This is a genomic window from Caulobacter sp. FG121 (assembly GCF_057809815.1).
This window is the reverse complement of the sequence record NZ_JBMDKR010000005.1, coordinates 63,536-86,399: the sequence shown is the minus strand read 5'-3', so window position 1 is coordinate 86,399 and position 22,864 is coordinate 63,536. Positions and strand designations below refer to the sequence as shown.

The window sequence follows — 22,864 nt, the reverse complement described above, 5'->3', positions numbered from 1 at the left end:
ATGGGAGGGCGGCTTGTCCGATCCGAAGGCGAAGGTCGTGATCCTGGGCGCGGGCCACGCGGGTGGTTCCGCGGCGGCGTTCCTGCGTCAGTACGGACACCAGGGACCAATCGTCCTGATCGGCGACGAGCCGATTCCGCCCTATCAACGTCCGCCGCTCTCCAAGGCCTGGCTCAAGGGCGAGGCCGACGCCTCCAGCCTCGCGCTGAAGGATCTGGCCTGGTACGCCGAGAACGATTGCGACCTGCGGCTCGGCGTCACCGCCGTCTCGATCAACAGGGGTTCGAAGACCGTTCAGCTCTCGGTTGGCGGCGCGATCACCTATGACGACCTGGTCATCGCCACCGGCGCCCGGGCGCGCAAACTGCCGATCCCCGGCGCGGACCTGGACGGCGTGCTGGAACTGCGCACAGCGGCCGACGCCGAGCAGCTCAAGGCCGCGCTTGGCCCCGGCAAGCGGCTGGCGATCATCGGCGGCGGCTATATCGGGCTGGAAGCAGCCGCCTCGGCCCGCGCGCTCGGCGCCTGGGCCCTGATCATCGAGCGTGAGCCGCGCATCCTCGCCCGCGTGGCCTGCGAGGAGCTGTCGACCTTCTTCCAGGACTACCATCAGGCCAAGGGCGTCAACTTCGAGCTGTCGGCCGGGGTCGACGCGCTCGAGGGTGAAGGCGGCAAGGTCCGGCGCGTGCGCCTGACCGACGGCCGGGTCGTCGAATGCGACGCCGTTCTGGTCGGCGTCGGGGCCCTGCCGAACGAGGAGCTGGCCCGCGATGCGGGGCTCGATTGCGCCAACGGCATCGTCGTCGACCTGCAGGCCCGCACCTCCGATCCGTCGGTGTTCGCCATCGGCGACGTGACCCACCGGCCGCTGCCGCTCTACGACCGCCAGTTCCGCCTCGAGAGCGTGCCGAACGCCCTGGAACAGGCCAAGCAGGTCGCCAGCGCCATCACCGGTCACGCCCCGCCGAACCCGGAAGCGCCGTGGTTCTGGTCGGACCAGTATGATCTCAAGCTGCAGATCGCCGGCATCCCGTTCGACGCGGACAGCCGCATCATCCGCGGCGACGTGGCGGCGGCGAAGTTCGCCATCTTCCATCTGAAGGGCGACCAGGTGCAGGCGGTGGAGGCGGTCAACGCCCCGCCCGAGTTCATGATGGGCAAGATGCTCATCCTCAATCGCAAGCCGGTCTCACGCGAGAGACTTGCGGATTCATCAATTTCCATGAAAGAGGTCGCCGCGTAAGCGCGGGGCTCAGAAGAGGCGTCAGGGAGCGTATGGCCAAGATCACCTATATCGAGAACGACGGCACGGAACACGTGGTCGACGTGAAGACCGGCCTGTCTGTCATGGAAGGGGCGATCAAGAACAACATCCCCGGCATCGACGCCGACTGCGGCGGCGCCTGCGCCTGCGCGACCTGCCACGTCTATGTCGACGCCGCCTGGGCCGACAAGACCGGCGAGAAGTCGGCCATGGAAGAGTCGATGCTGGACTTCGCCGAGAACGTCGAATCCAACAGCCGCCTGTCCTGCCAGATCAAGGTGACCGACGCCCTGGAGGGCCTGGTCGTCCGCATGCCGGAAAGCCAGCACTAGGGTTGTTGGGGACATGTACCGAAGGTACGTGTCCCCTAAACCAACCGCCGCTGAATCTTGATTAGGGGACACGTACCTGCGGTACATGTCCCCTTCTCCTAAAACCCCAGTTCCTTCTGCCCGACCTCGACATGCGCGGCCTCCGGCAGGTGGCAGGTGAAGGTCGAGCCGTTGCCGGGTTCGCTTTCCAGCGCCACCCAGCCGCCGTGCAGTTCGACCAGCGCCTTGACCAGGGCGAGGCCGAGGCCCGGGCCGCCCCGGTCGCGGCCGACGAAGCGGTCGAAGATGTGGGCCTGGACGTGGAACGGCACGCCCCGGCCGGTGTCGCTGACGGCCAGACGCACCTCGCCCGCCGAACGCACGGCCGACAGGGTCACAGTCCCGCCGGGCGGGGTCTGGCGCAGGGCGTTCTCGACCAGATGATCGAGCGTCTGGACCAGACGTTTGGCGTCGCCGCGGATCAGGCCGGCGTCGTCGGCTCCCGCCCCCAGCACCAGCGCCACCTTTGACGTCTCGGCGGTCGCCGCCCAGCGGCCGGCGGTTTCCTGCAGCAGATCGCCGACCCGGACGTCGCCCAGGTCCAGCGCCATCTCGTCGGCGTCGATGGCGGCGATGTCGAGCACGTCGTCGATAGACCGGCCCAGCTGCACGGCGGCCTGGCGCACGGCGGCCAGATGGGACCGACCGCGCTCGGGGATCGCCTCGCCCATGCGGTCGAGCAGTTCGGAGTAGCCGACGATGGTCGTCAGCGGCGTGCGCAGTTCATAGGACACGTTACCGACGAACTCGCGCTTGAGCCGCTCGGCGCTGTCGAGCGCGGCCTCCTTGTCGGCGAGGGCGCCCTCCAGTTGGCGGGCGTCGGTGATGTCGGCGAAGGCGATCAGCGTCGCCCCGTCCGGCAGCGGCCGGGTCTGCCAAGCGACGACGCGGCCGAGCGCATTGCGGATTTCGCCGGCGGTCGGGGCGCGGGCCTCGGGGTCGGGATCGCCGACCCGGCCCTTGAGCTCGCCCCAGAAGGCCATGTCGTGCAGGCGGGGGACGCACAGCTCGACGACGCGCTCGAAGTTCACGCCCTCGACCAGGTCGTCCTCGCCGATGGCCCAGAAGCGGGCGAAGGCCTCGTTGTGCAGACGCAGGCGACCGTTGGAGCCGAACACCACGACCGCGTCGCTGAGCTTGTCGAGGGTCGCCTGCTGCACCTGGATCAGGGCGTTGTACTGGGCGCGCAGCCGCACCTCGCCGGTGATGTCCGAATAGAGCAGCAGCAGGCCGCCCATCGGATGCGGCTGGCGGATCAGGCGCAGCGTGCGGCCGTCCGGCAGCGTCCAGCGGTCGTCAGGCTGGGGCCCTAGGGTTTCGTAGCGCGCCAGTTCGGCGGCCTTCCATTTGGCGTAGTCAGGCGTCTCGGGCAGACGCTGGCGCTGACGCAGGCGGTCGAGGATCTCGCCGTGGGTCGGCCGCTCGGCCAGCCAGGCCGGGTCCAGGCCCCAGAGGTCGGCGAAGGCGGTGTTGTGGAACGACAGCCGGCGGGTCGGGCCGAAGATGGCCACCGCCTCGGCGATGTGGTTCAGCGTTTCGTCATGGGCGGCGACATGGCGCTTGAGGGCGTCCTGGATTTCCTCGGCCTGGGTGGCGTCGGAGGTCCACACCGCGACCCCGCCGCCCTCGAGCGGCTCGGCGGTGATCTTCAGCGCCCGGCGACGGCCGCCGACGGAGATCCAGCGGGTCGTCTCGCGGCGCTCCCCCAGATTGGCCGCCTCGCTGGCGATGGCGTCCGCGCCCTTGTCGAGCGACAGGCCGAGATTGGTCGCGTCGCCGGCGTCGCGGGCGCTGACGGCGGTCAGCCAGGCCTTGTTGGCCCACTGCACCGCGCCGTCTGCCCCGGCGATCCACGCGGGCTCGGGCCGGGCATCGAGGAAGGCGGCCAGGCGGGCGGCGCTGGGCAGGGCCGTTTCGTCCGTTGTCGCGGCGGTCAGTCGCAACCAGGCCAGGGCGCCGGCCGCCCGGCCCTCGACCGACACAACGCCCTTGGGCCCGCGGGCCTCGAAGGCGCAGGGCTCGCCGCGCTCGAACAGGGCCCGCAGGCGGGCCGCATGATCGGGGTCGGCGCGCATGATGGCGTTGACCATGCCCTGGGGATCGGCGACCGGCAGGCCGAAGGCGCCGGCGCAGGCTTCCAGATTCTCCTCGCCCGAGGCCAGCAGGGCCCGGCCGTCGTCGATGACCAGCAGGGTGCTGTCGAAGGCCTCGGCGGAGGCCTGGGCGGCGGCGGCGCGGCCTTCTACGGCCTCAAGCCGGTCCTGCATCTCGCGGACACGGCGGTCCATCGCCCGGCGCTGCACGAGCGCCCACAGCACCGCGCAGATCGCGAGGCAGACGGCGCCCGCCGTGGCGGCGGCGATCAATTGCATCTGCGTCATATGGAACCCGGCCGAATCATGGCTCGCCCACGATAAGCGAGCCGGGGCCGGGCGGCGACTGGCGAAGCGTCCTCGCGGGCGCCATCTTCGTCGCATGCGCTTTCCTCCGGCCTCCCTCGCCCCCTCCCTCGACGATTTCGCGGCCATCGCGCGGGCGGCCTTCGACGACCTGCCCGATCCGTTCCGTCGGCTGGCCGGCGACGCGGTCATCCGGATCGCTGATTTCGCCGAGGAGGCGGTGCTCAGCGAACTTGGCATCGAGGACGCGTTCGAGCTGACCGGCCTCTACCAGGGCGTCGACCTGTCACGGCGGTCGGTGCTCGATTCCGGCCTGCAGCCGTCGATGGTCTTCCTCTACCGCCGGCCGATCCTCGACGAATGGGCCGAACGGGGCGATGTCACGCTGGAAGAGCTGATCGCCCATGTGCTGGTGCACGAGATCGGGCATCATTTCGGTCTTTCCGATGACGACATCGACGCCATCGAAGACAAAGCGTGAACGAATCGGATAGGCAGACCCCATGATCGCGCCCGAGTTCGACTACGACGCCGTCTGCCGCGACATGCCCGAAGCCCGGGTCATGCGGGGCGAAGCCTATGCCGCCAAGGGCTGGGTCGATCTGGTCGAAGTCTCGCAGGCGGGCGTCGTCGCACATGTGACCGGCGAGCGCGATATCACCTATGTCGTCGAGGTCGCCGCGCCGAACGCGTCGGACGCTCGCTGCACCTGTCCGGATTTCGCCGACAGCGGCCTGCGCTGCAAGCATGTGGTCGCCACCGTGTTCACGGTGCTCGACACCGATGACGCCGGACTGGAGGCCGCCGCCGGCCGTCTCTCCCGCCTGGCCGACCTGCTTGAGATGGAGGGGCGCGACGACGCCCTTGACATGGTCGACCGCGCCCGCCGCGACCCGGCCCTGCTGCGCGAGCTCGAGGGCGATCCCGTAGCCTGAGACCCTCGCCGGGCGGCCAAAGGTTAATGTTCGTTCAGAACCTGACGCCCCCGTCACTTTTCAATTGACCCGCAATCGCAAAAGTGGACAGTGTTCACATTGCGCGAGGTCCGGCTGCAACGGGCCCGTTTTCCATGACTGGCCGGAGGACCGTTGCGATGAGCGACAAGAACATCACCAAGGACGCCATGTACGACGCGGTTGCGCCGGACGACTTCGAGTCGATGCTCGAGCTCGACCGCTACGGCAACCGTTCCACCGCGTTCGACAAGATCATTTCCGCGACCCACGACCACTTCTGGGATCCGCTGGACAAGGACTACATCGACTTCGACGAGCCCTTCGACATGGAGAACCAGGCCATCGTCCCCGAGGACATGGTCGTGGCCCTATCGACCGACTACGTGTCCAACCACCTGTCGGACCCCAAGACGCGCATCGCTTTCATCAACGAATCCACGCTGCGCAGCTTCTCCTCGATCCTGCACGGCGAGCAGGGCGCGCTGAACCTGTCGGCCAGCCTCTGCCACGTGCTGAAGGACCAGGGCGCGCAGGAATACGCCGCCAACCAGACCCGCGAGGAAGCCCGCCACGTCACGGCCTTCGCCAAGTACGTCAAGGCGCGCTGGGGCAAGCCGGTCGAGTGCGGTCCGACCCTGAAGGCCCTGCTGGTCGAGATCATCGGCGCGCCGGAGGTCTACAAGAAGATCATCGGCATGCAGATGCTGGTTGAGGGCCTGGCCATGGGCGCCTTCGCCACCTTCTACAACAAGCTCAACGACCCGGTCGGCAAGAAGCTGATGCAGCTGGTCATGACGGACGAGGCCTTCCACCACAAGTTCGGGAAGATCTGGGCCGATCGCACGATCCCCAAGCTGAGCCCCGAAGAACACGCGGTCATCGAGGACTGGGCGGCCCACTGCTTCCAGGCGGTGCTGTTCAACCTCGTCGGCCCCAATCAGCAGCGGGACCTGTACGAGAAATTCGGCCTCGACCCGGACAAGGTCATCGCCGAGTTCGCCCAGATCATGACTGACGACATCCGTCGCGAGAGCATGAAGGAACAGACCAACATCTTCCGCGTGCTGGTGAAGACGCTGCTCAACGCCGGCATCATCACCGACCGCACCAAGGCCTTCTACGGCATGTATGTCGACCTGGAAGAGCTGAAGATGGAAGGCGACCGGATGGTCGGCGACGACATCGCCGAGGACGGCATCCGTTACCTGCAGGCGATCAACTTCAAGGACCGCGAGCACAAGCCGGTCAGCATCGCCGCCGAATAAGGCCTCCGTTTCAACGGACCCGCGAACGCCCCGCCCGCAACGGCGGGGCGTTTTGCGTTTGCCGCCGCCGCCGTCTTGACTTCGAACGAAACCGGAACATGAATGCGGCGGTGGATGTCACCCTCACTCTTGTCACGGTTTCGCGGCCCGAGACGACCCTCGCCGTGACCCGCGGCGCGGCGCGGCTTCTGGGACAGATGGCCTATGCGCCTCTGGCCGAAGTCGGGCTGCCCAACGGCCGACGGGCGGACCTGATGGCGCTGGGCCCGAAGGGCGAGATCGTCATCGTCGAGGTCAAGTCGAGCGCCGAGGACTATCTGACCGACCGCAAATGGGCCGAGTACGCGCCCTATTGCGATGCCTTCTTCTTCGCCGTGTCGCCCGACTTTCCGCACGCCCTGATCGCGCCCGAGCCCGGGTTGATCGTGGCCGACGGCTTTGGCGGGGCGGTGGTGCGGGAGCCGGGCTGGACGCCGCTGGTCGCCGCCCGGCGCAAGGCGCTGACGCTGGCGTTCGCGAGGCTGGCTGTGTTCAGGACCTAACGCGGCGCGCGCTTGGCCAGGATGCGCTGCAGGGTCCGGCGGTGCATCGACAGCCGTCGCGCGGTCTCAGAGACGTTGTGCCCGCAGAGTTCGTAGACCCGCTGGATGTGTTCCCAGCGTACCCGGTCAGCGCTCATCGGATTCTCGGGCGGCGCGGCCGGCAGATTGCCGGCGGCCAGCAGGGCGCGGACCACGTCGTCAGCGTCGGCCGGCTTGGCCAGATAGTCCACCGCCCCGGCCTTCACGGCCGCGACGGCCGTGGCGATGTTGCCGTAGCCGGTCAGCATGACCACGCGCGATTCCGGACGGGCATCGCGGATCGCCTGGACGATCTTCAGACCGCTCCCGTCGTCGAGGCGCATATCAAGCACGGCGAACGCCGGCGCCGACACCTTCACCGCCTCAAGGGCCTCGGCGACGCTTCCGGCCGTACGGACGTCGAACCCGCGCTGTTCCAGCGCACGGCCAAGTCGCGTCCTGAGAGCCATGTCGTCATCCAGAACCAGCAGGCTGCGGTCCTGAAGGTCGGCAATGATCCTGGAAATTTCCGGCATTGCGACACCCCGTTCGCCGCTCACGCGACAGTTGAAAATCTCGCGTCATTCTGTCGCACCCGCATGGGGGTCTTCAAGCCCCGATTAGATTTCAGACGATGCGGCCGGCGCCGGGGCCTCGATGGACTCCCGCTGCCAGCGGGCGGTGATCACCGCCCCGCCGCGCCGGCCATTGCGAAAGTCGACGGTCGCGCCCGTCCGCTCGAGAAGTGTCTTGGCTATGAAGAAGCCCAGCCCGAGACCGACGTGCCCGCTGCGCATGCTCTCCGCGCCTGGTCGGCTGGTCACATAGGGCTCGCCCAGTTTGAGCAGGACTTCGGGTGAGAAGCCCGGCCCATCGTCTCGAACCTCCATGGCGATCTGCCGGGCGTCGAAGCGGGCGGTGACGAGAATTTCGGAGCGGGCGAAATCGACCGCGTTGTCCACGAAGGCGGTCAGGGCATGCAGAATGCCGGGAAGCCGCCAGATTTCAGGCGTCGCTTCCCCGTGAGGCCCGGAAACGACCGCCTCGACCCTGACATCCGGGCGGCGGGCATGGGGCGCGATCGACTCCTGGACGACCTGCAGCAGGGACATCCGTTCATGAACGGTGTCGTTCGCTTCCGGCGCACGGGTCAGCTGGCGAAGGATGTCGCGGCATCGTTCCGCCTGGCTGATCAGCAAATCCGCGTCCTCTTTCAGCGGACCATCCGGCGCGTTGCGGCCCAACTCCCTGGCGACGATGGAGATGGTCGCCAGAGGGGTGCCCAGCTCATGCGCCGCGGCGGCGGCCAGGGCGCCCAGGGCCGACAACCGCTGCTCGCGGGCCAGAACCGTATGGGCCGTATCCAGCGCCAGCTCCATGCGAGCGGCCTCCTGGGCCGCGTACCAGGCGTAGGCAGAGGTGAAAGCAATGCCGAGCACGCGGGCGATTACCGCGCCGATGAGATTCAACGTGGGCGGATTGAATGGTTCCGCGGTCGGTGAGGGAAGCGGCAGGGCTGCAAGGGCGAGAAGGACGCAGGCGCCGATGGCGAGCAGCGCGAGGCTCATCGCATGGCGCATGGGCAGGGTCGCCGCGGCCAGCGTCGCCGGACCAATCAGCAGCAGAGAGAAGGGATTGATGATCCCTCCGGTCAGGTAGAGGAGCCCGGAAAGCTGCAGGATGTCGAAAGCGATATGCGCCGCCGCCTCGTTGTCCGTCGCCAGCCGCTGGCCGGACGTCGCGAGACTGACCAGCACGTTGAGCCAGGCGGAAAGGGCGATCAGGGCGAGGCAGGCCGGTACGGGCGTCGGCAGCTTGAGACCGTAGGCCACCACGAGGACCGTGATCGTCTGCCCCACCACTGCGACCCAGCGCAGGTTGACCAGGGCGCGTACCCGCAGGCGCCCGCGGCGCGGCACACCGGCCGGCCAGAGGGCGTCCCAGCCTTGCGCCGCGGGGCGGCCGGGCCTATCGACGCCGGGCTCCGGCTCGGACAGGATGGCCGCGGTTGGGGTCAACGCCATGTCGCCAGATTGGCCCCAACTCGCGCCAAAAGGCGAGCCCTGATGGAGAGTCGCTTGTCCCGCCGAAACCTGCTCGTTCTCGTGCTTTGCGCCTTGGGTCTTCTGGTCGCCGGCGTGGCGGCCCTGAGCGCCGGCGCTTTCCGGCCCGCACCGACGGCCGATGTGGTCGGAGGGCCCTTCCAGCTGGTGGACCAGACCGGAAAGGCCGTCGACCAGACGGTGCTCAAGGGGAAATGGAACGTCGTCTTCTTCGGCTACACCTATTGCCCCGATGTCTGCCCGACGACCATGCAGGCGCTGCGCACGGCGGTCGACCAGCTTGGCCCCAAGGGCAAGGACCTGCGCATCGTGTTCATCTCGGTCGACGCCGGCCGCGACAACCCCGCCAAGATGAAGGAATGGCTCGAGGCCCAGGGCATGCCGGCGGGAACGCTCGGCCTGACGGGCACGCCCGCCCAGGTCGCCGTCGCCGCCAGGGCCTACCGCGCGGTCTACCAGATCGATGGCGACGGCCCCGACTATCAGGTCAACCACTCCACCGTGGCCTATCTGATGACCCCGCGTGGGCGGTTCAGCCGGGTTCTGGCCTATGGTCTCACGCCGGATCAGATGGCGGACCAGATTCGCAGGGCCATGCGCGGCGAGTAGGTCGCTATTTGAGGCTGGACTTCGTTAAGCCGCGTTGTGTTATGCTGCGTTGCACAACGAACGAGGTTCGATGCTTTACGCCCTGCACGAGGCGAACTACTACGCCGCATCACCCATGCGCGCCGCCGCGCGCATGACCCGCGACTGGTGGTCGTCGCCACTCAATCCCGCCCGCAACACCACGCTCGGCCGGCGCATGTCGGCCGGCGCCGATCTCTACGCCACCGTCACGCGTCGCTACGGCAAGCCGGACTGGATGATCGACGAGATCACCGTCAACGACCACAAGGTCCGCGTCCGCCCGACCGTCGTATGGGAAAGCCCCTGGTGCCGCCTGATCCAGTTCGACCGCGACATGGCCGACATGCGCCGCGCGGGGAAACTGCAGCTCGACCCGGCCGTCCTGATCGTCGCGCCGATGTCCGGCCACTACGCCACGCTGCTGCGCGGAACGGTCGAGGCCTTCGCTCCGGATCACGCCGTCTTCATCACCGACTGGTCGAACGCCCGGGACGTGCCGATGATGGAAGGCCGCTTCGAGTTCGACGATTATATCGACCACATCCAGCAGATGCTTGAGGCCCTGGGTCACCGCGCTCACGTTGTCGCCGTCTGCCAGCCGGGTCCGCCTGTTCTGGCCGCCGCCGCCCTGATGGCGGAAGACGGCAACCGGTACCGTCCGCGCAGCATGACCTTCATGGGCTCGCCGATCGACGCGCGCCTGTCGCCGACCGTGACCAACAAGCTGGCCGAGGAACGGCCCTTCACTTGGTTCCAGTCGAGCATGATCTACACGGTTCCGCCGCCCTATCCGGGCGCGGGCCGGCGCGTCTATCCGGGCTTCGTGCAGCTGGCCAGCTTCATGTCGATGAACATGGACCGTCACAAGGACGCCCATCGCCGCTACTTCGACAACCTCGTCGCCGGCGACGGTGACAGCGCCGACAAACACCTCGCCTTCTACGACGAGTACCTGGCCGTGATGGATCTGACCGAGGAGTTCTACCTCCAGACCATCGACAAGGTGTTCCAGTCCTACGCCCTGCCCAAGGGCGAGCTGCTGCATCGCGGCCGTCTGGTGAAGCCGGCGGCGATCACCGACATCGGCCTGATGACCGTCGAGGGCGAGCTGGACGATATCTCCGGTATCGGCCAGACCCAGGCGGCGCACGACCTCTGCCCGAATATCCCTGACGCCATGAAGCTGGATCACGTCCAGGAAGGCGTCGGCCACTACGGGGTGTTCAACGGGCGGCGGTTCAAGGAAGAAATCTTCCCGAAGGTGAGCGCCTTCATCCGGCAGATCGACCCCGACTTCTGAAACCGGCTTTTCCGGACAGTCGCGTCGTCCTAAGCACGGCATGATGAAGCTCTTCGGCAGGCCGAAATTCAGCCATGGCGACCGCATCGAGGCGGACGGCCACCCCGTGCGCCTGTCGGTCAATGCCCGCGCCCGCCGCATCAGCCTGCGCGTCGACCGGGTCAAGCGCGAGGCCATCGCCATCGCGCCCAGCGCACGCCGCCTGGACGAGGCGGTGGCCTTCGCCCACGAACGCAGCGACTGGATCGCCAGCCAGCTGGCCGACCTGCCCCAGACCACGCGGCTGCGGCCCGGGACCGAGATCAGCCTGTTCGGCGAGACCGTGCGACTGGTGGCCGGCGTCGGCCGTGCGCGGCTTCTCCCCGCGACCGAGACGGACGGCCCGGCCATCGCCGCGCCCGATGACGCGGCCTTCGGCGACCGGGTGCTGCGGCTGGTCAAGGCCGAGGCCCGGCGCTGGATGACCGAACGGACCGTGGTGCACAGCCGCGCCCTGAACCAGCCGCTGCCGAAGATCGCCATCACCGACGCGCGCGGCCGCTGGGGCTCCTGCCGCCCGGCCAGCGCGCGCGGCCCGGCCTCGATCCGCTACAGTTGGCGCCTGGCCCTGGCGCCGGCCGAGGTGGCCGACTATGTGGCCGCCCATGAGTGCGCTCACCTGATCGAGGCCAATCACGGCCCGAAGTTCTGGGCGTTGGTGCGCGAGCTGAACGGCGATCCCGCCCCCCATCGCGGCTGGCTCAAGCGCGAGGGTTCACGACTTCAGGCCGTTGGTCGGGGCTGATCGTCCCTAGTAGGGAATTTCGTCCGGCGTTTTCGGCGTGGGCGTCTGCGGTTGCGGCGTCGGCGGCTTTTCGGCGTCACTGCCCATGCCGAGTGTCGACAGGATGTCGCCGATGGCGTCGCGCGGCGCCTCGACCGCCACGTAGCCGCCGGGGATAGCCTGGGCCTTGAGCCGGGGCAGAGCCTGACCCATGAAGGCGCGCCAGATGGTCGCCGGCGCGCCGCCGCCCGTAACCCCCTTCATCGACTTGTTGTCGTCCTTGCCGGTCCAGACCGCCGTGACGAAGCCGCCAGTGTAGCCCACGAACCAGGCGTCACGGTAGTCGCTGGTCGTGCCGGTCTTGCCGGCGATATCGTAGTTCGGCACGCGGGCGCGCTTGCCCGTGCCGCTGATCACGACCTCGCGCATCATCTGGTTCATGTACTGCAGCGACGGCGAGGCGATCACCGACTTGCGGGGGCGTTTCTCGAGATTGCGGTCATACAGAACGCGGCCGTTGGCCGTGCGGATACGCTGGATGCCGTAGCCCCTGGCGAGGAAGCCGCCGTTGGAGAAGGCCGCGTAGGCCTGGGCCATTTCGAGTGGGCTGACCTCGACAGCGCCGAGGGCCATGGAGGGATCAAGCTGGATCTTGCTGCTGATGCCCAGACGTCTGGCCACGGCGGCGACGTTGCCGGTGCCGACCTCGTTGGCCAGCCGCGCGGCGACGGTGTTGACCGACTGGGCCAGCGCTGTCTGCAGGGTGATCGCGCCAAGGTATTTTCCGGAGTAGTTGCGCGGCTGCCAGCCGTTGATGCTCAGCGGTTCGTCGACCACGACGACGGCGGGATTCCGGCCCGCCTCCATCGCCGCGAGATAGACGAACGGCTTGAAAGCGGACCCGGCTTGCCGCCGCGCGCTGGTCGCGCGGTCGAACTGGCTCTCTGAATAGTCGGCTCCGCCGACATAGGCGCGGATGCGCCCCTCTCCGTCGATGGCCACCAGCGCCGCCTGCTGAACGCCCTGGGAACGGGCGCCGCTGACGCCGGCGCGCACGGCCGACTCCGCGGCGGCCTGGATCGGCAGGTCCAGCGTGGTTTCAACGATCAGGTCCTCGGTCGGCTCCCCGACCAGCGCCCGCACCTGGGCGTCGATCCAGTCGGTGAAATACTGGGCCCGCTGATTGGCCAGGATCGATGAGACCCGCACCGGACTGCGGAAGGCTTCCGCCCGCTCCGCCTTGGTGATGGCCTTGGTGCGAACCATCTCGTCGAGCACGATGGTCGCCCGGCGCGCGGCGCGCTCGGTGGCCGAGACCGGGCTGTAGCGGGACGGCCCCTTCATCATCCCGGCCAGCAGGGCCGCTTCGCCAAGCGTCAGGCGCGAGGCCGGCTTGTTGAAGTAGCGTTGGGCGGCGGCCTCGATCCCGTAGGCGCCCGCGCCGAAATAGACCCGGTTCAGATAGAGGGCGAGGATCTGCTTCTTGCTGAATTTCATCTCCAGCCAGATGGCCAGGATCAACTCCTGGGCCTTTCGGCGGGGAGTCTGGTCCAGCGTCAGGAACAGATTGCGCGCCAACTGCTGGGTGATGGTCGACCCGCCGGCGGCGAAGCACCAGCAGGAGACATCCTTGACGATCGCCCGGCTGATGCCGAGCGGGTCAAATCCGGGATGGTAGTAGAAGCGGCGGTCCTCGATGGCGATGAAGGCCTTCGGCACATAGTCCGGCAGCTTGTCCAGATCGACCGGCGGCGCGTACTGGCTGCCGCGCACGGCGATCAGGGCGCCGGACCTGTCGAGGTAGGAGATCGAGGGCTGACGGGTGACCGAATTCAGCTTCGACACGTCCGGCAGATCGGTGGCGAACACCGCGAAGAAGGCGACCAGGAAGATAAGCCCCCAGACGCCGGCGACCGCTCCCCAGTAGAGAAACGCCTGAAGGGGTGTCCGTGAGACGCCCTGTTGGTTCGCCATGTCGCCGTCGCTACCTTGGGGGAATTGTCGTCGACGCCCGGTGGAAGCGTCGCAGTCCTGATGCCTTGAGCATGGTTGATGGGCAATGAACACGCCCTTTTCGCGGCCTGTCCATGCAGAACTTGCGCAGGGGGTTAGCAAGGTCGCGCGCAGCCGCCATAAGCGGGCCGTGACCGATTCCCTCAGCCCTGCCCACGAGATCCTGCGCCGCGTCTTCGGCCATGCCGAGTTTCGCGGAATGCAGGCGCAGGTGATCAGCGAGATTCTCGCCGGCCGCAGCGCCATGGCGGTGCTGCCGACCGGCGGCGGCAAGAGCCTCTGCTACCAGATCCCGGCCATGCTGCGGCCGGGCCTGGGCCTGGTGGTCTCGCCGCTGATCGCGCTGATGGCCGACCAGGTCGAGGGGCTGAAGCAGTCGGGCGTGGCCGCCGAACGGCTGGACGCCAACCACTCTCTGGACGAGCGGGCGGAGGTCTGGCGGCGGGCCGAGCGCGGAGAGCTGGATCTGCTGTACCTGTCGCCGGAAGGTCTGATGCAGGGCGCGACGCTGGATCGGCTGCGCCGCATTCCGCTGGCCATCGCCGCCATCGACGAAGCCCACTGCGTCAGCCAGTGGGGTCACGACTTTCGGCCCGAGTACCGCATGCTCGGCCGGCTGGCGGAGATCTTCCCCAATGTGCCCCGGCTGGCGGTCACCGCCACCGCCGACGCCCGAACCCGTGATGACATCCGCGCCGAACTCAAGCTGCTGGACAGCGCGGAGTTCGTCGACAGCTTCGCCCGGCCCGAACTGGCGCTGGCGGCCGAGCGCAAGCGCGGTCAGGGCCATGCCCGGGTCGAGGAGCTGGTGGCCGCTCGACCCAACCGCTCGGGGGTCGTCTATGTTGGCTCGCGGGATGGCGCCGACAAGCTGGCGGAACGGCTCGTCGCGGCGGGCGTCCCGGCCCTCGCCTATCACGCGGGCCTCGACCGAAACCTGCGCACGGAGCGGCTGGAGAAGTTTCTAGAGGCCGACGCGGCCGTAATGGTCGCCACGATCGCCTTCGGCATGGGGGTCGACAAGCCGGACGTGCGGTTCGTGATCCACGCGGACCCGCCGGCATCAATCGAGGCCTACTGGCAGGAGATCGGCCGCGCCGGCCGCGACGGTCAACCGGCCGAGGGCATCACCCTCTACGGGGCCGCTGACATGGCCTGGGCCCTTCGCCGCACGGCCGGCCGCGAGGTCAGCGAGGAGGTGCGACAGGTCCAGAACCGCAAACTGCGCCAGCTCTATGCCATGCTCGACGGAGTCTCCTGCCGCGCCGCCGCCGTTCGCCGGTACTTCGGCGAAGGCGGCGTCGAGGCCTGCGGCGTCTGCGACCTGTGTCTGGCCCCGCCGGAATCGGTCGACGCCACGGTGCCGGCGCAGAAAGCCCTTGCGGCGGTTCACCGCCTCGGCGGTCGGTTCGGGCGCGGACGGCTGATCGACCACCTGCTCGGCAAGACCAAGGACGTCCACGAGAGCGAGGCGGCGCTGTCGACCTACGGCGTGGGCCAGGAGCTCAGCGCCGCCGCCTGGCGGGACCTGGTCGACCAGCTGTTGTTCGACGGCCTGCTGAAGGAAGATCCCAATGACGGCAGGCCGCTGATCGGCCTGGGAGACCCGGACGGGGTCAAGGCCGTCTATCGTGGCGAGCAGCGGATCGCCGTGCGCAAGCAGCCGGCGGCGGTTGAAACCCTCGGACGGACCGGCCGCGCGCGGCGCCGGACGCGCGACGACATGCCTGAGCTGACCGGCGACGACCTGGTGCTGTTCGACGCCCTGCGCGCCTGGCGGCGCGACGAAGCCCACGAACAGCACGTGCCGCCCTACGTGATCTTCGGCGACAAGACGCTGCAGGACATCGTCCGGCTACGGCCGCGGTCACCGGCCGAGCTGCTGCTGGCCACAGGCGTCGGCGACAGCAAGCTGCAGCGGTACGGTGTCGCCGTGCTGAAGGTCGTGAAGGAAAACTAGGAGGCGGAGACGCCCCCGTCCGCAAGGCGACCCTCGGCCCGGAGCACCGCGAGGGCGGGTTCAAGCCCCGCCCCATAACGTCGCCAGACGCCGATATTCCGGCGGTGCAGCGGCTCGCGTACCTGGACGGCCGACGCCGTCGCGACCGCCGCGCGGTTCTCGTGAAACGACAGACAGGCCGGATCCCAGTCCAACTCGCAGAAGGCAAGAGCCGAGCGGATCTCCCGCTCGGGCTCGGCGATCAGGTCCGCATAGTCGATGACCTTGTAGCGATCGGCGGGCAGGCGCGCGGCCCAGGCTTCGCTGAGGGTCTCCATTCCCGCCACGTAGCGAGCCGTGTCTTCCAGACCGTAAGCGTAGTCGTGGAACAGCGACTGGCTATTGAAGAACTGACGGTAGTTGCCGACGACCGTGTCCGCCGGATCGCGGCGCATGCGCAGGATGCGGGCGTTCGGCAGAATGCGCGAAATCAACCCCGCGAGGATCAGGTTGAACGGCCGTTTGTCGATGAACCGCTTTGGCGCCCCTATCACCTGGGCCGCCGCCCGTAGATAGCCGGCGCCCATCTGGTCAGCAGGCGCCGCCGAAGCCGCGCGAAGGACCTCCGCCGTGAGGCGGCCGCCCGGCGCCTGGCGGGCGGCCATCCGGGCCAGCGCCGGCATGACCGTCAGTTCGCCGGCCGAAACAACGTCACGGTGGCTGGACAGTATCCGGTCGAGCAGGGTTGTGCCCGAACGCGGCGGGCCGACGACGAAGATCGGCGCGTCCGAGGCGGCGCCGATCCCGCGGGGCCCCGACTCCCAGGCCGCCGCTGCGGCGTCGAACGTCGCGAGATCAGCCTGAACGTCATAGCGGCGCTCCGCGCGGCGGAGCGCCTTGGCGCGATTGAGCGCTTCAAGCGCGGCCGGGAAATCGCCTCGAAGTTCGTAGGCCGTGGCCAGGGCATGACCGACCGCCAGACTGACCTCCGGATCACGTCCCGCATTGCGCGCGAGGGCGTCGAGCGCCGTGACATCTGTAGGGGTTGGCGCCCAGTCCGGCAGGCCCGACAGGCTGTACCAGGCCTGGGCGTCGTCCGGGGCGATGGCGAGGGCTCGGTGCAGCGCGCTGCTCGCCTCTTCAAGAGCGCCGACGTACTTCGCCCCCCAGGCCAGGTTGCGCAGGAAGGCTGGCTCCGACGGAGCCTGCGCCACGGCGCGCCGGTACAGGGCCACGCCCTGCTCGTAGTCCTGTGTGCGGCACAGGGTTGTGCCCAGTCGGTCCAGCGCGGGCGCGCCGATGCGGGGAGACCTGCTGGTCGTCAAAGCCTCGCTGCGTGCGCCGGCGATATCTCCGGCGAACAACCGGGCCTGGGCGAGGCGGGACCGGATATCCGGATCGTCACCCAGCGACAGCGCCTGTTCAAGCGCCTGGACCGCCGCGCGATGATCACCCCGGGACGCCGCCGCGAACGCCTGTTGTCGCAGAGAGTCGACGGAGGCTGACATGATCCGGCGCGCCGCCCTGTGTGCCGGCTACACGTCGACTTCGGCGTCGAGCGCGTTGGCCTGGATGAACTCGCGGCGCGGCTCGACCAGTTCGCCCATCAGACGGGCGAACATGTCGTCGGCTTCGTCGGCGTGGTTGACCTTGACCTGCAGCAGGGTGCGAGCCTCGGAATCGAGGGTCGTCTCCCACAACTGCTCGGGGTTCATCTCGCCCAGACCCTTGTAGCGCTGGATCGACAGGCCCTTGCGGCCGGCGTCCATGACCGCGGCGACCAGGTCGAGCGGACCGCGCACCGTGGTCGACTTGTCCTTGCGACGGAACACGGCCTGACCCTGGAAGGTCTCGGCAAGGGCGGCGGACCGCTCGGCCAGGCGGCGGGCGTCGGCGGCCTGCAGCAGGGCGTCTTCCAGCACGATCTTTTCCGACACGCTGCGCTTGATGCGGCTGAACACGAAGCCGGTGGCCCCGCGTTCGCCGGACCAGGGGCCGTCGCCTTCCTGGGCGTAGAGGTTCAGACGGCGCGCCGCCTCCGACGGATCAGGCGTTTCGCCCATCAGCCCCGCCAGGGCCGACTGTTCGATGGCGAAGGCCGGGGCGCGGCTCGACAGGCGGTCGATGTTGGCCTTGGCGGCCCGGGCCGCCTGCACCAGCGCCAGCAGGTCCTGGCCCGTCATCCGCTCGCCGCTGGACAGGTCCAGTTCGGCGCCGTCCACGCCCTCGTCGATCAGGAAGGCCTCGTACTCCGTGTCATCCTTGAGGTAGCGCGAGGACTTGCCCTTGGCTGCTTTGTAGAGCGGCGGCTGGGCGATGTAGAGGTAGCCGCGCTCGATCACCTGCGGCATCTGCCGGTAGAAGAAGGTCAGCAGCAGCGTGCGGATGTGGGCGCCGTCGACGTCGGCGTCGGTCATGATGACGATGCGGTGGTAGCGCATCTTCTCGATGTCGAACTCGTCGCGGCCGATGCCGGCGCCCAGCGCCATGATCAGTGTGCCGACCTGCTCGGACGACAGCATCTTGTCGAAGCGGGCCCGTTCGACGTTGAGGATCTTGCCGCGCAGGGGCAGCACGGCCTGGTTCTCGCGGTTGCGCGCCTGTTTGGCCGAGCCGCCGGCGGAGTCACCCTCGACGATGAACAGTTCGGACTTGGCCGGGTCGCGTTCCTGACAGTCGGCCAGCTTGCCGGGCAGGCTGGTGATGTCGAGCGCGCTCTTGCGACGGGTCAGTTCGCGGGCCTTGCGGGCCGCCTCGCGGGCGGAGGCCGCCTCGGCGATTTTCATGACGATGGCCTTGGCCTCGATCGGGTGTTCCTCGAACCAGGTGGCGAGGCCTTCCTGGACCAGACCCTCGACGGCCGGGCGCACTTCCGACGAGACCAGCTTGTCCTTGGTCTGGGACGAGAACTTGGGGTCCGGAACCTTGACCGACAGCACGCAGGTCAGGCCTTCACGGGCGTCCTCGCCGGTGACCGAGACCTTCTCCTTCTTGGCCATGCCGGAGCTCTCGGCATAGCCGGTGATGACCCGGGTCAGGGCCGCGCGGAAGGCCGACAGGTGGGTGCCGCCGTCCTTCTGCGGGATGTTGTTGGTGAAGCACAGCATGTGCTCGTGGTAGCTGTCGTTCCACTGCAGGGAGAGGTCGATCTCGACCTTCTCGCGCACGCCGCGGACCGAGATCGGCGCGTTGATCAGCGCGGTCTTGGCCTTGTCGAGGTGGCGGACGAAGGCCTCGATGCCGCCCTCGTAGTGCAGGATCTCTTCCCACGGCTCGGCGTCCCGCAGGTCGCGGAAGTGGATCGTCACGCCGCTGTTGAGGAAGGCCAGCTCGCGCAGCCGGTGCTCGAGCGTCTTCCGGTCGAAGTCGATGAAGGCGAAGGTCGTGACCGACGGATAGAAGGTCACATTGGTGCCGGTCAGCGGCTTGCCGTTCTCGCGCAGCGGCGAGTCGCCGGTGATCTTCAGCGAGGACACCGCGTCGCCGCGCTCGAAGCGCATCTGGTGGCTCTTGCCGTTGCGGTGGATCTTCAGCTCCAGCCAGTCGCTGAGCGCATTGACCACCGAAACGCCGACGCCGTGCAGGCCGCCGGAGACCTTGTAGCTGTTCTGGTCGAATTTCCCGCCCGCGTGCAGCTGGGTCATGATGACCTCGGCCGCGCTGACGCCCTCGCCCTCGTGCATGTCCACGGGAATGCCGCGGCCGTCGTCGGTGACCGTGCAGCTGCCGTCGGCGTTGAGGATCACCTCGACCTTGGTCGCGTGGCCGGCCAGGGCCTCGTCGATGGCGTTGTCGACCACCTCGTAGACCATGTGGTGCAGGCCGGAGCCGTCATCGGTGTCGCCGATGTACATCCCCGGGCGCTTGCGAACGGCGTCGAGGCCCTTCAGCACCTTGATGGAATCGGCGTCGTAAGCGCCGTTGGCCTGCGGCTCGCCCTGGTCTTCGGTTTCGTCGGTCATTCAGTGGTCCAGAACGGTCAGACCCGAGGCTTCCACACGGACGCCCAGGGCCCGACCCTTGAAGGGGTCGAACAGCGACTCGTCCGTCCCCGTCAGGAATGCCTGGAGGTCGAGCGCCGCGATTTCATCCGCCAGCGCGGCCCGCCGGAGCGGGTCGAGATGGGCGGCGACTTCGTCCAGCAATAATACAGGAGCCGGCGCTGATTCTGCAGCGGAAAGTCGCGCCGCCTGGGCCAAAACCAGGTTCAGAATCAAGGCTTTCTGCTCTCCGGTCGAACATTCGGCGGCAGGCCGGTCCTTTTCAGCGTGAATGACCCCGAGATCACCCCTGTGAGGCCCTGTCAGGGCCCGTCCGGCCGCCGAATCGCGGCTGCGCGCGGCGGCCAGGGCGGCGAGCAGCCGGGCCTCGATGTCGCCCGTTTCAACCCCTTCGCCGGCCAGCTTTTCCCACTCGCCGGCGAGGCTCAGGCGCGCCTGGGGAAAGGGCCGCTCGCCCCGGCTGTCGATCTCGGCCTGGAGCGCCGTCAAGGTCCGGGCCCGGGCGGAGGCCATCAGGGCGCCGGCCTCGCCCATGCGGGCCTCCAGCGCCGACAGCCAGACGGGGTCGGGCCGCGCCGTCTCGTCGGTCAGCAGCCGCATGCGCTCGCGCAGGGCCTTGTCATAGGCGGCGGCGTGGGCTGCGTGAGCCGGCTCGGCGGCGAACACCAGCCGGTCGAAGAACCGTCGACGGTCGCCGGCGGCCTCGAGAAACAGCCGGTCCTGCGCCGGGGTCAGCCAGATCGGCCGGATGTGATCGGCCAGCCGGCCCGGCGGAACGGTCTCACCTTCCAGCCGCACCAGCCGCCGCGCCGCGCCGGCCGTTTCCGTTCCGGTTCCCAGCTGGACCTCGTCCTCACCGTTGACGATCCGCGCGGACACGGCCCAGGCCCGACCGCCGGTCTCGCCGGGCAACCGCCGGCCGACCTCGGCGATACTCGACCCGCGCAGCCCCCGCCCCGGCGACAGCAGACTGATGGCCTCCAGCAAATTAGTCTTGCCCGCCCCGTTTGGCCCAAACAGGAACACCGTGCGCCCATCGGCGCGCAGCTCCGCCCGCTCGTAGGATCGGAAGTTCGTCAGGGTCAGGGCGGCGAGCGCGGACTGCATCGGGTTTCGTTTAGCCTGCGCCGGGGCTGCGGGGAACGCGCGCTGCTATCCGGGCCCGTGAGAGGAAGGTAGATCCGCTACCGCGCCCCTAGCCGGACCAGCACTTCCTTCGGGATGCCGTAGATCTCGATGACCGGCTTCTGGTCGCGCTGGCCGCAGATCTCGCGCTGGACGAACAGGCTCCAGACCGCGTCGGCGGCGGCCTTCAGGGCGGCGGGGCTGTCGTCGGCGGGGGCCTCCCGCAGCGCCGCCAGCGTCGCCTCGACGCGCTTGCCGGCCCGCCCGAGCGAGGCGGCCTTCTCGGCCATCAGCTCGCTCTGCAGGCCCGCGTCGAAGATCTCGGCCGAGGACGCACTGGAGGTCAGGGTCTGTGGCAGGCGCAGGGACATGAAGGCACTGTAGGACGATGATGCGGGTTGTCTAACCTGTCCCCAGGGGATTTTTCGGCGACCTTGTCGGCCCGGCGCATCGCCGTTCGTCCTTCGGACGGAACAGCGGCCGCGCCCGGGCCGCGTCAACGACAAGGGAGATCGACGATGAAGGTGACCCAGCATCTGTGGTTCGAGAAGGACATGATGGCGGCGCTGCGCCTCTACACGTCACTCATCCCGGGCTCGAGCATCGGGACGACCTCGGCGGTCATGGGCGACAATCCGTCCGGCCCGGCCGGCAGCGTGATGACCGCCTGGTTCACCCTCGGCGACCAGCGCTACGCGGCCATCCAGGCCGGGCCGCTGGACCCGTTCAACCATGCCTTCTCGATCATGGTCGAGGTCGAGACCCAGGAAGAGCTCGACCGGCTTTGGGATGCGCTCAAGGAGGGCGGCGGCGTCGAGCAGTGCGGCTGGCTGAAGGACCGCTGGGGTCTCAACTGGCAGATCACGCCGCGGCGCATGGGGGAGCTGATGAGCGACCCCGACCCGGCGGTGGTCAAGCGGGTCACCGAGCAGATGCTGAAGATGGTCAAGCTCGATATCGCACCGCTGGAGGCGGCGGCGCGGGGGTAAGGCAGGAGCCTACACCCGCAGCGGCATCAGCACGTACTTCACGCCCGCGTCCGTCGGATCCAGCACCAGCGTCGGCGAGGCCGGATCGGCGAAGCGGAATTCGGCCGTCTCGCCGCCGATCTGGCCGGTGACGTCGAGCAGGTAGCGGGCGTTGAAGCCGATCTCGAACGACTCGCCGTCGTAGTCGACCTCGACCTCTTCGACGGCCTGGCCGGCTTCCATATTGCGCACCGTCAGGGTCACGCGCCCCGGCTCGATGGCCAGTTTCACCGAGCGGCTCTTTTCCGCCGAGATGGTCGCCACGCGGTCGACGGCCTGGGCGAACAGGGCGTTGTCGACGGTCATGACCTTCTGGTTGTCGCGCGGGATGACCCGCATGTAGTCCGGGAACGAGCCATCGATGACCTTGGAGGTCAGGGCGGCCTGGCCGAACTCGAAACGGACCTTCTGGGCGCTGACCTGGAAGTCGACAGTCTCGCCGGCATCCTCCAGCAGGCGGCGCGCCTCGTTGATGGTCTTGCGCGGGATGATCACGCCGGGCTGGCCGGCGGCGCCCTCAGGGGCCGGCATCTCGGCCAGGGCCAGGCGGTGGCCGTCGGTGGCCACGCAGCGCAGCATCGGCTGGCCGTTCTCGACCACCGTGTGGACGTACAGGCCGTTCAGATAGTAGCGCGTCTCCTCGGTGGAGATGGCGAAGCGGGTCTTGTCGATCAGCCGCATCAGGTCATTGGCGTCGACAGGGATGCGGGCCGACAGGCCGTCCGAGCTCATGACCGGGAAGTCGCCGGCCGGAAGGACCGGCAGGTTGAACTTCGAGCGGCCGGCCGCGACCTGCAGGCGGGGATCGTCGCCCGACAGGGTCAGCGAGACGTCCGCGCCCTCCGGCAGCTTGCGGACGATCTCGTACAGCGTGTGGGCCGGCGCGGTGATCTGGCCCGGCACGTCGACCTGGGCCACGCCGCCGTCGATGATCTCCATGTCCAGATCGGTCGCGGAGAAGCCGACCCGCTCGCGCTCGGCGGTCAGCAGCACGTTCGACAGGATCGGGATGGTGTTGCGGCGCTCGACGACGCTCTGCACGTGGCCAAGAGCCTTCAGCAGCGCCGCCCGCTCGATCGTAAGCTTCATGTCTCGTCCGAAATCCGGAAATCGCAGGCGAATCGTCGAGGCCCCCGCCGGTTCGCCTGTCAGGGGACTATGGACATTAGCGGAAACAGCGGCTTGCG

20 protein-coding genes are annotated in these 22,864 nt (G+C 68.5%); 11 read left to right on the top strand and 9 right to left on the bottom strand.

Annotated elements, in window-relative coordinates; all coding sequences use genetic code 11:
* Positions 1 to 13: 13 nt before the first annotated feature.
* Both ACODSL_RS13695 and ACODSL_RS13690 read left to right on the top strand, forming a co-directional pair.
* Positions 14 to 1,243 (top strand): NAD(P)/FAD-dependent oxidoreductase, encoded by a 1,230-nt coding sequence (locus ACODSL_RS13695; protein WP_488901250.1) that lies wholly within the window; start codon positions 14 to 16, stop codon positions 1,241 to 1,243.
* 32 nt (positions 1,244 to 1,275) lie between these two features.
* Positions 1,276 to 1,596, top strand: coding sequence for a 2Fe-2S iron-sulfur cluster-binding protein (locus ACODSL_RS13690; RefSeq protein ID WP_488901249.1), 321 nt, complete (start codon positions 1,276 to 1,278; stop codon positions 1,594 to 1,596).
* Positions 1,597 to 1,694: 98 nt separating this feature from the next.
* Here the strand turns inward: ACODSL_RS13690 and ACODSL_RS13685 are convergent, their stop codons facing one another.
* Positions 1,695 to 4,016 carry a sensor histidine kinase gene (locus tag ACODSL_RS13685; RefSeq protein WP_488901248.1) on the bottom strand — a complete coding sequence of 774 codons (2,322 nt, stop codon included), beginning with the start codon at positions 4,014 to 4,016 and terminating at the stop codon, positions 1,695 to 1,697.
* A 94-nt stretch (positions 4,017 to 4,110) separates the two neighbouring features.
* On the opposite strand from ACODSL_RS13685, the gene ACODSL_RS13680 reads away from it, so the two are divergent.
* From ACODSL_RS13680 to mmcB, 4 genes are all read left to right on the top strand, one after another.
* Complete coding sequence (locus ACODSL_RS13680) at positions 4,111 to 4,515, top strand: metallopeptidase family protein (RefSeq protein WP_488901247.1); 405 nt, start codon at positions 4,111 to 4,113, stop codon at positions 4,513 to 4,515.
* Between the two features lie 22 nt (positions 4,516 to 4,537).
* Positions 4,538 to 4,969: an SWIM zinc finger family protein gene (locus tag ACODSL_RS13675; protein ID WP_488901246.1), complete on the top strand. Its 432-nt coding sequence runs from the start codon at positions 4,538 to 4,540 to the stop codon at positions 4,967 to 4,969.
* Between the two features lie 158 nt (positions 4,970 to 5,127).
* Positions 5,128 to 6,255, top strand: a complete 1,128-nt coding sequence (locus ACODSL_RS13670; protein WP_488901245.1) for a ferritin-like domain-containing protein — start codon at positions 5,128 to 5,130, stop codon at positions 6,253 to 6,255.
* Between the two features lie 110 nt (positions 6,256 to 6,365).
* Complete coding sequence (gene mmcB, locus ACODSL_RS13665; protein ID WP_488901244.1) at positions 6,366 to 6,797, top strand: DNA repair putative endonuclease MmcB; 432 nt, start codon at positions 6,366 to 6,368, stop codon at positions 6,795 to 6,797.
* Here the strand turns inward: mmcB and ACODSL_RS13660 are convergent.
* Complete coding sequence (locus ACODSL_RS13660) at positions 6,794 to 7,351, bottom strand: ActR/PrrA/RegA family redox response regulator transcription factor (RefSeq protein WP_488901243.1); 558 nt, start codon at positions 7,349 to 7,351, stop codon at positions 6,794 to 6,796. The two genes, mmcB and ACODSL_RS13660, sit on opposite strands and share 4 nt — an antisense overlap.
* 84 nt (positions 7,352 to 7,435) lie before the next feature.
* A complete protein-coding gene (locus tag ACODSL_RS13655) occupies positions 7,436 to 8,839 on the bottom strand; it encodes an ActS/PrrB/RegB family redox-sensitive histidine kinase (RefSeq protein ID WP_488901242.1) in 1,404 nt (467 codons plus the stop codon).
* 54 nt (positions 8,840 to 8,893) lie between these two features.
* Here ACODSL_RS13655 and ACODSL_RS13650 point away from each other — a divergent pair, with 54 nt between their 5' ends.
* The 3 genes from ACODSL_RS13650 (at position 8,894) to ACODSL_RS13640 (ending at position 11,592) form a co-directional block, all read left to right on the top strand.
* Entirely contained in the window at positions 8,894 to 9,487 is a 594-nt protein-coding gene (locus tag ACODSL_RS13650; protein WP_488901241.1) for an SCO family protein, read from the top strand.
* A gap of 70 nt (positions 9,488 to 9,557) precedes the next feature.
* Positions 9,558 to 10,808, top strand: coding sequence for a polyhydroxyalkanoate depolymerase (locus ACODSL_RS13645; protein WP_488901240.1), 1,251 nt, complete (start codon positions 9,558 to 9,560; stop codon positions 10,806 to 10,808).
* A 40-nt stretch (positions 10,809 to 10,848) separates the two neighbouring features.
* Positions 10,849 to 11,592: a M48 family metallopeptidase gene (locus ACODSL_RS13640; protein ID WP_488901239.1), complete on the top strand. Its 744-nt coding sequence runs from the start codon at positions 10,849 to 10,851 to the stop codon at positions 11,590 to 11,592.
* Between the two features lie 6 nt (positions 11,593 to 11,598).
* On the opposite strand, the gene ACODSL_RS13635 is transcribed toward ACODSL_RS13640, so the two are convergent.
* Positions 11,599 to 13,545, bottom strand: a complete 1,947-nt coding sequence (locus ACODSL_RS13635; protein WP_488901238.1) for a transglycosylase domain-containing protein — start codon at positions 13,543 to 13,545, stop codon at positions 11,599 to 11,601.
* Between the two features lie 238 nt (positions 13,546 to 13,783).
* Between ACODSL_RS13635 and recQ the strand changes: the two genes are divergently transcribed.
* Complete coding sequence (gene recQ, locus ACODSL_RS13630; protein ID WP_488901474.1) at positions 13,784 to 15,544, top strand: DNA helicase RecQ; 1,761 nt, start codon at positions 13,784 to 13,786, stop codon at positions 15,542 to 15,544.
* On the opposite strand, the gene ACODSL_RS13625 is transcribed toward recQ, so the two are convergent.
* The 4 genes from ACODSL_RS13625 to ACODSL_RS13610 form a co-directional block, all read right to left on the bottom strand.
* On the bottom strand, positions 15,541 to 17,031 hold the full coding sequence (locus ACODSL_RS13625) for a tetratricopeptide repeat-containing sulfotransferase family protein (protein WP_488901237.1): 1,491 nt from the start codon (positions 17,029 to 17,031) through the stop codon (positions 15,541 to 15,543). The two genes, recQ and ACODSL_RS13625, sit on opposite strands and share 4 nt — an antisense overlap.
* A gap of 27 nt (positions 17,032 to 17,058) precedes the next feature.
* Positions 17,059 to 19,485, bottom strand: coding sequence for a DNA topoisomerase (ATP-hydrolyzing) subunit B (gene gyrB, locus ACODSL_RS13620; protein WP_488901236.1), 2,427 nt, complete (start codon positions 19,483 to 19,485; stop codon positions 17,059 to 17,061).
* On the bottom strand, positions 19,486 to 20,631 hold the full coding sequence (recF, locus tag ACODSL_RS13615) for a DNA replication/repair protein RecF (protein WP_488901235.1): 1,146 nt from the start codon (positions 20,629 to 20,631) through the stop codon (positions 19,486 to 19,488). It abuts the gene before it with no gap.
* Between the two features lie 77 nt (positions 20,632 to 20,708).
* The gene (locus tag ACODSL_RS13610) at positions 20,709 to 21,020 is read right to left on the bottom strand and encodes a DUF6665 family protein (RefSeq protein ID WP_488901234.1); all 312 of its coding nucleotides are present in this window, start codon (positions 21,018 to 21,020) and stop codon (positions 20,709 to 20,711) included.
* Positions 21,021 to 21,167: 147 nt separating this feature from the next.
* Between ACODSL_RS13610 and ACODSL_RS13605 the strand changes: the two genes are divergently transcribed.
* Positions 21,168 to 21,638, top strand: a complete 471-nt coding sequence (locus ACODSL_RS13605; RefSeq protein ID WP_488901233.1) for a VOC family protein — start codon at positions 21,168 to 21,170, stop codon at positions 21,636 to 21,638.
* 9 nt (positions 21,639 to 21,647) lie between these two features.
* Here ACODSL_RS13605 and dnaN read toward each other — a convergent pair whose 3' ends face one another.
* Positions 21,648 to 22,766 carry a DNA polymerase III subunit beta gene (gene dnaN, locus ACODSL_RS13600; protein ID WP_488901232.1) on the bottom strand — a complete coding sequence of 373 codons (1,119 nt, stop codon included), beginning with the start codon at positions 22,764 to 22,766 and terminating at the stop codon, positions 21,648 to 21,650.
* Positions 22,767 to 22,864 lie beyond the last annotated feature (98 nt).

Coding starts and splice junctions, on each gene's coding strand:
- ACODSL_RS13680 (WP_488901247.1), top strand. CDS start 4,111: ATGCGCTTTCCTCCGGCCTCCCTCGCCCCCTCCCTCGACGATTTCGCG.
- ACODSL_RS13690 (WP_488901249.1), top strand. CDS start 1,276: ATGGCCAAGATCACCTATATCGAGAACGACGGCACGGAACACGTGGTC.
- ACODSL_RS13625 (WP_488901237.1), bottom strand. CDS start 17,031: ATGTCAGCCTCCGTCGACTCTCTGCGACAACAGGCGTTCGCGGCGGCG.
- ACODSL_RS13635 (WP_488901238.1), bottom strand. CDS start 13,545: ATGGCGAACCAACAGGGCGTCTCACGGACACCCCTTCAGGCGTTTCTC.
- ACODSL_RS13685 (WP_488901248.1), bottom strand. CDS start 4,016: ATGACGCAGATGCAATTGATCGCCGCCGCCACGGCGGGCGCCGTCTGC.
- ACODSL_RS13645 (WP_488901240.1), top strand. CDS start 9,558: ATGCTTTACGCCCTGCACGAGGCGAACTACTACGCCGCATCACCCATG.
- recF (WP_488901235.1), bottom strand. CDS start 20,631: ATGCAGTCCGCGCTCGCCGCCCTGACCCTGACGAACTTCCGATCCTAC.
- ACODSL_RS13640 (WP_488901239.1), top strand. CDS start 10,849: ATGATGAAGCTCTTCGGCAGGCCGAAATTCAGCCATGGCGACCGCATC.
- dnaN (WP_488901232.1), bottom strand. CDS start 22,766: ATGAAGCTTACGATCGAGCGGGCGGCGCTGCTGAAGGCTCTTGGCCAC.
- gyrB (WP_488901236.1), bottom strand. CDS start 19,485: ATGACCGACGAAACCGAAGACCAGGGCGAGCCGCAGGCCAACGGCGCT.
- ACODSL_RS13610 (WP_488901234.1), bottom strand. CDS start 21,020: ATGTCCCTGCGCCTGCCACAGACCCTGACCTCCAGTGCGTCCTCGGCC.
- ACODSL_RS13605 (WP_488901233.1), top strand. CDS start 21,168: ATGAAGGTGACCCAGCATCTGTGGTTCGAGAAGGACATGATGGCGGCG.
- ACODSL_RS13655 (WP_488901242.1), bottom strand. CDS start 8,839: ATGGCGTTGACCCCAACCGCGGCCATCCTGTCCGAGCCGGAGCCCGGC.
- ACODSL_RS13660 (WP_488901243.1), bottom strand. CDS start 7,351: ATGCCGGAAATTTCCAGGATCATTGCCGACCTTCAGGACCGCAGCCTG.
- recQ (WP_488901474.1), top strand. CDS start 13,784: ATGCAGGCGCAGGTGATCAGCGAGATTCTCGCCGGCCGCAGCGCCATG.
- ACODSL_RS13675 (WP_488901246.1), top strand. CDS start 4,538: ATGATCGCGCCCGAGTTCGACTACGACGCCGTCTGCCGCGACATGCCC.
- ACODSL_RS13670 (WP_488901245.1), top strand. CDS start 5,128: ATGAGCGACAAGAACATCACCAAGGACGCCATGTACGACGCGGTTGCG.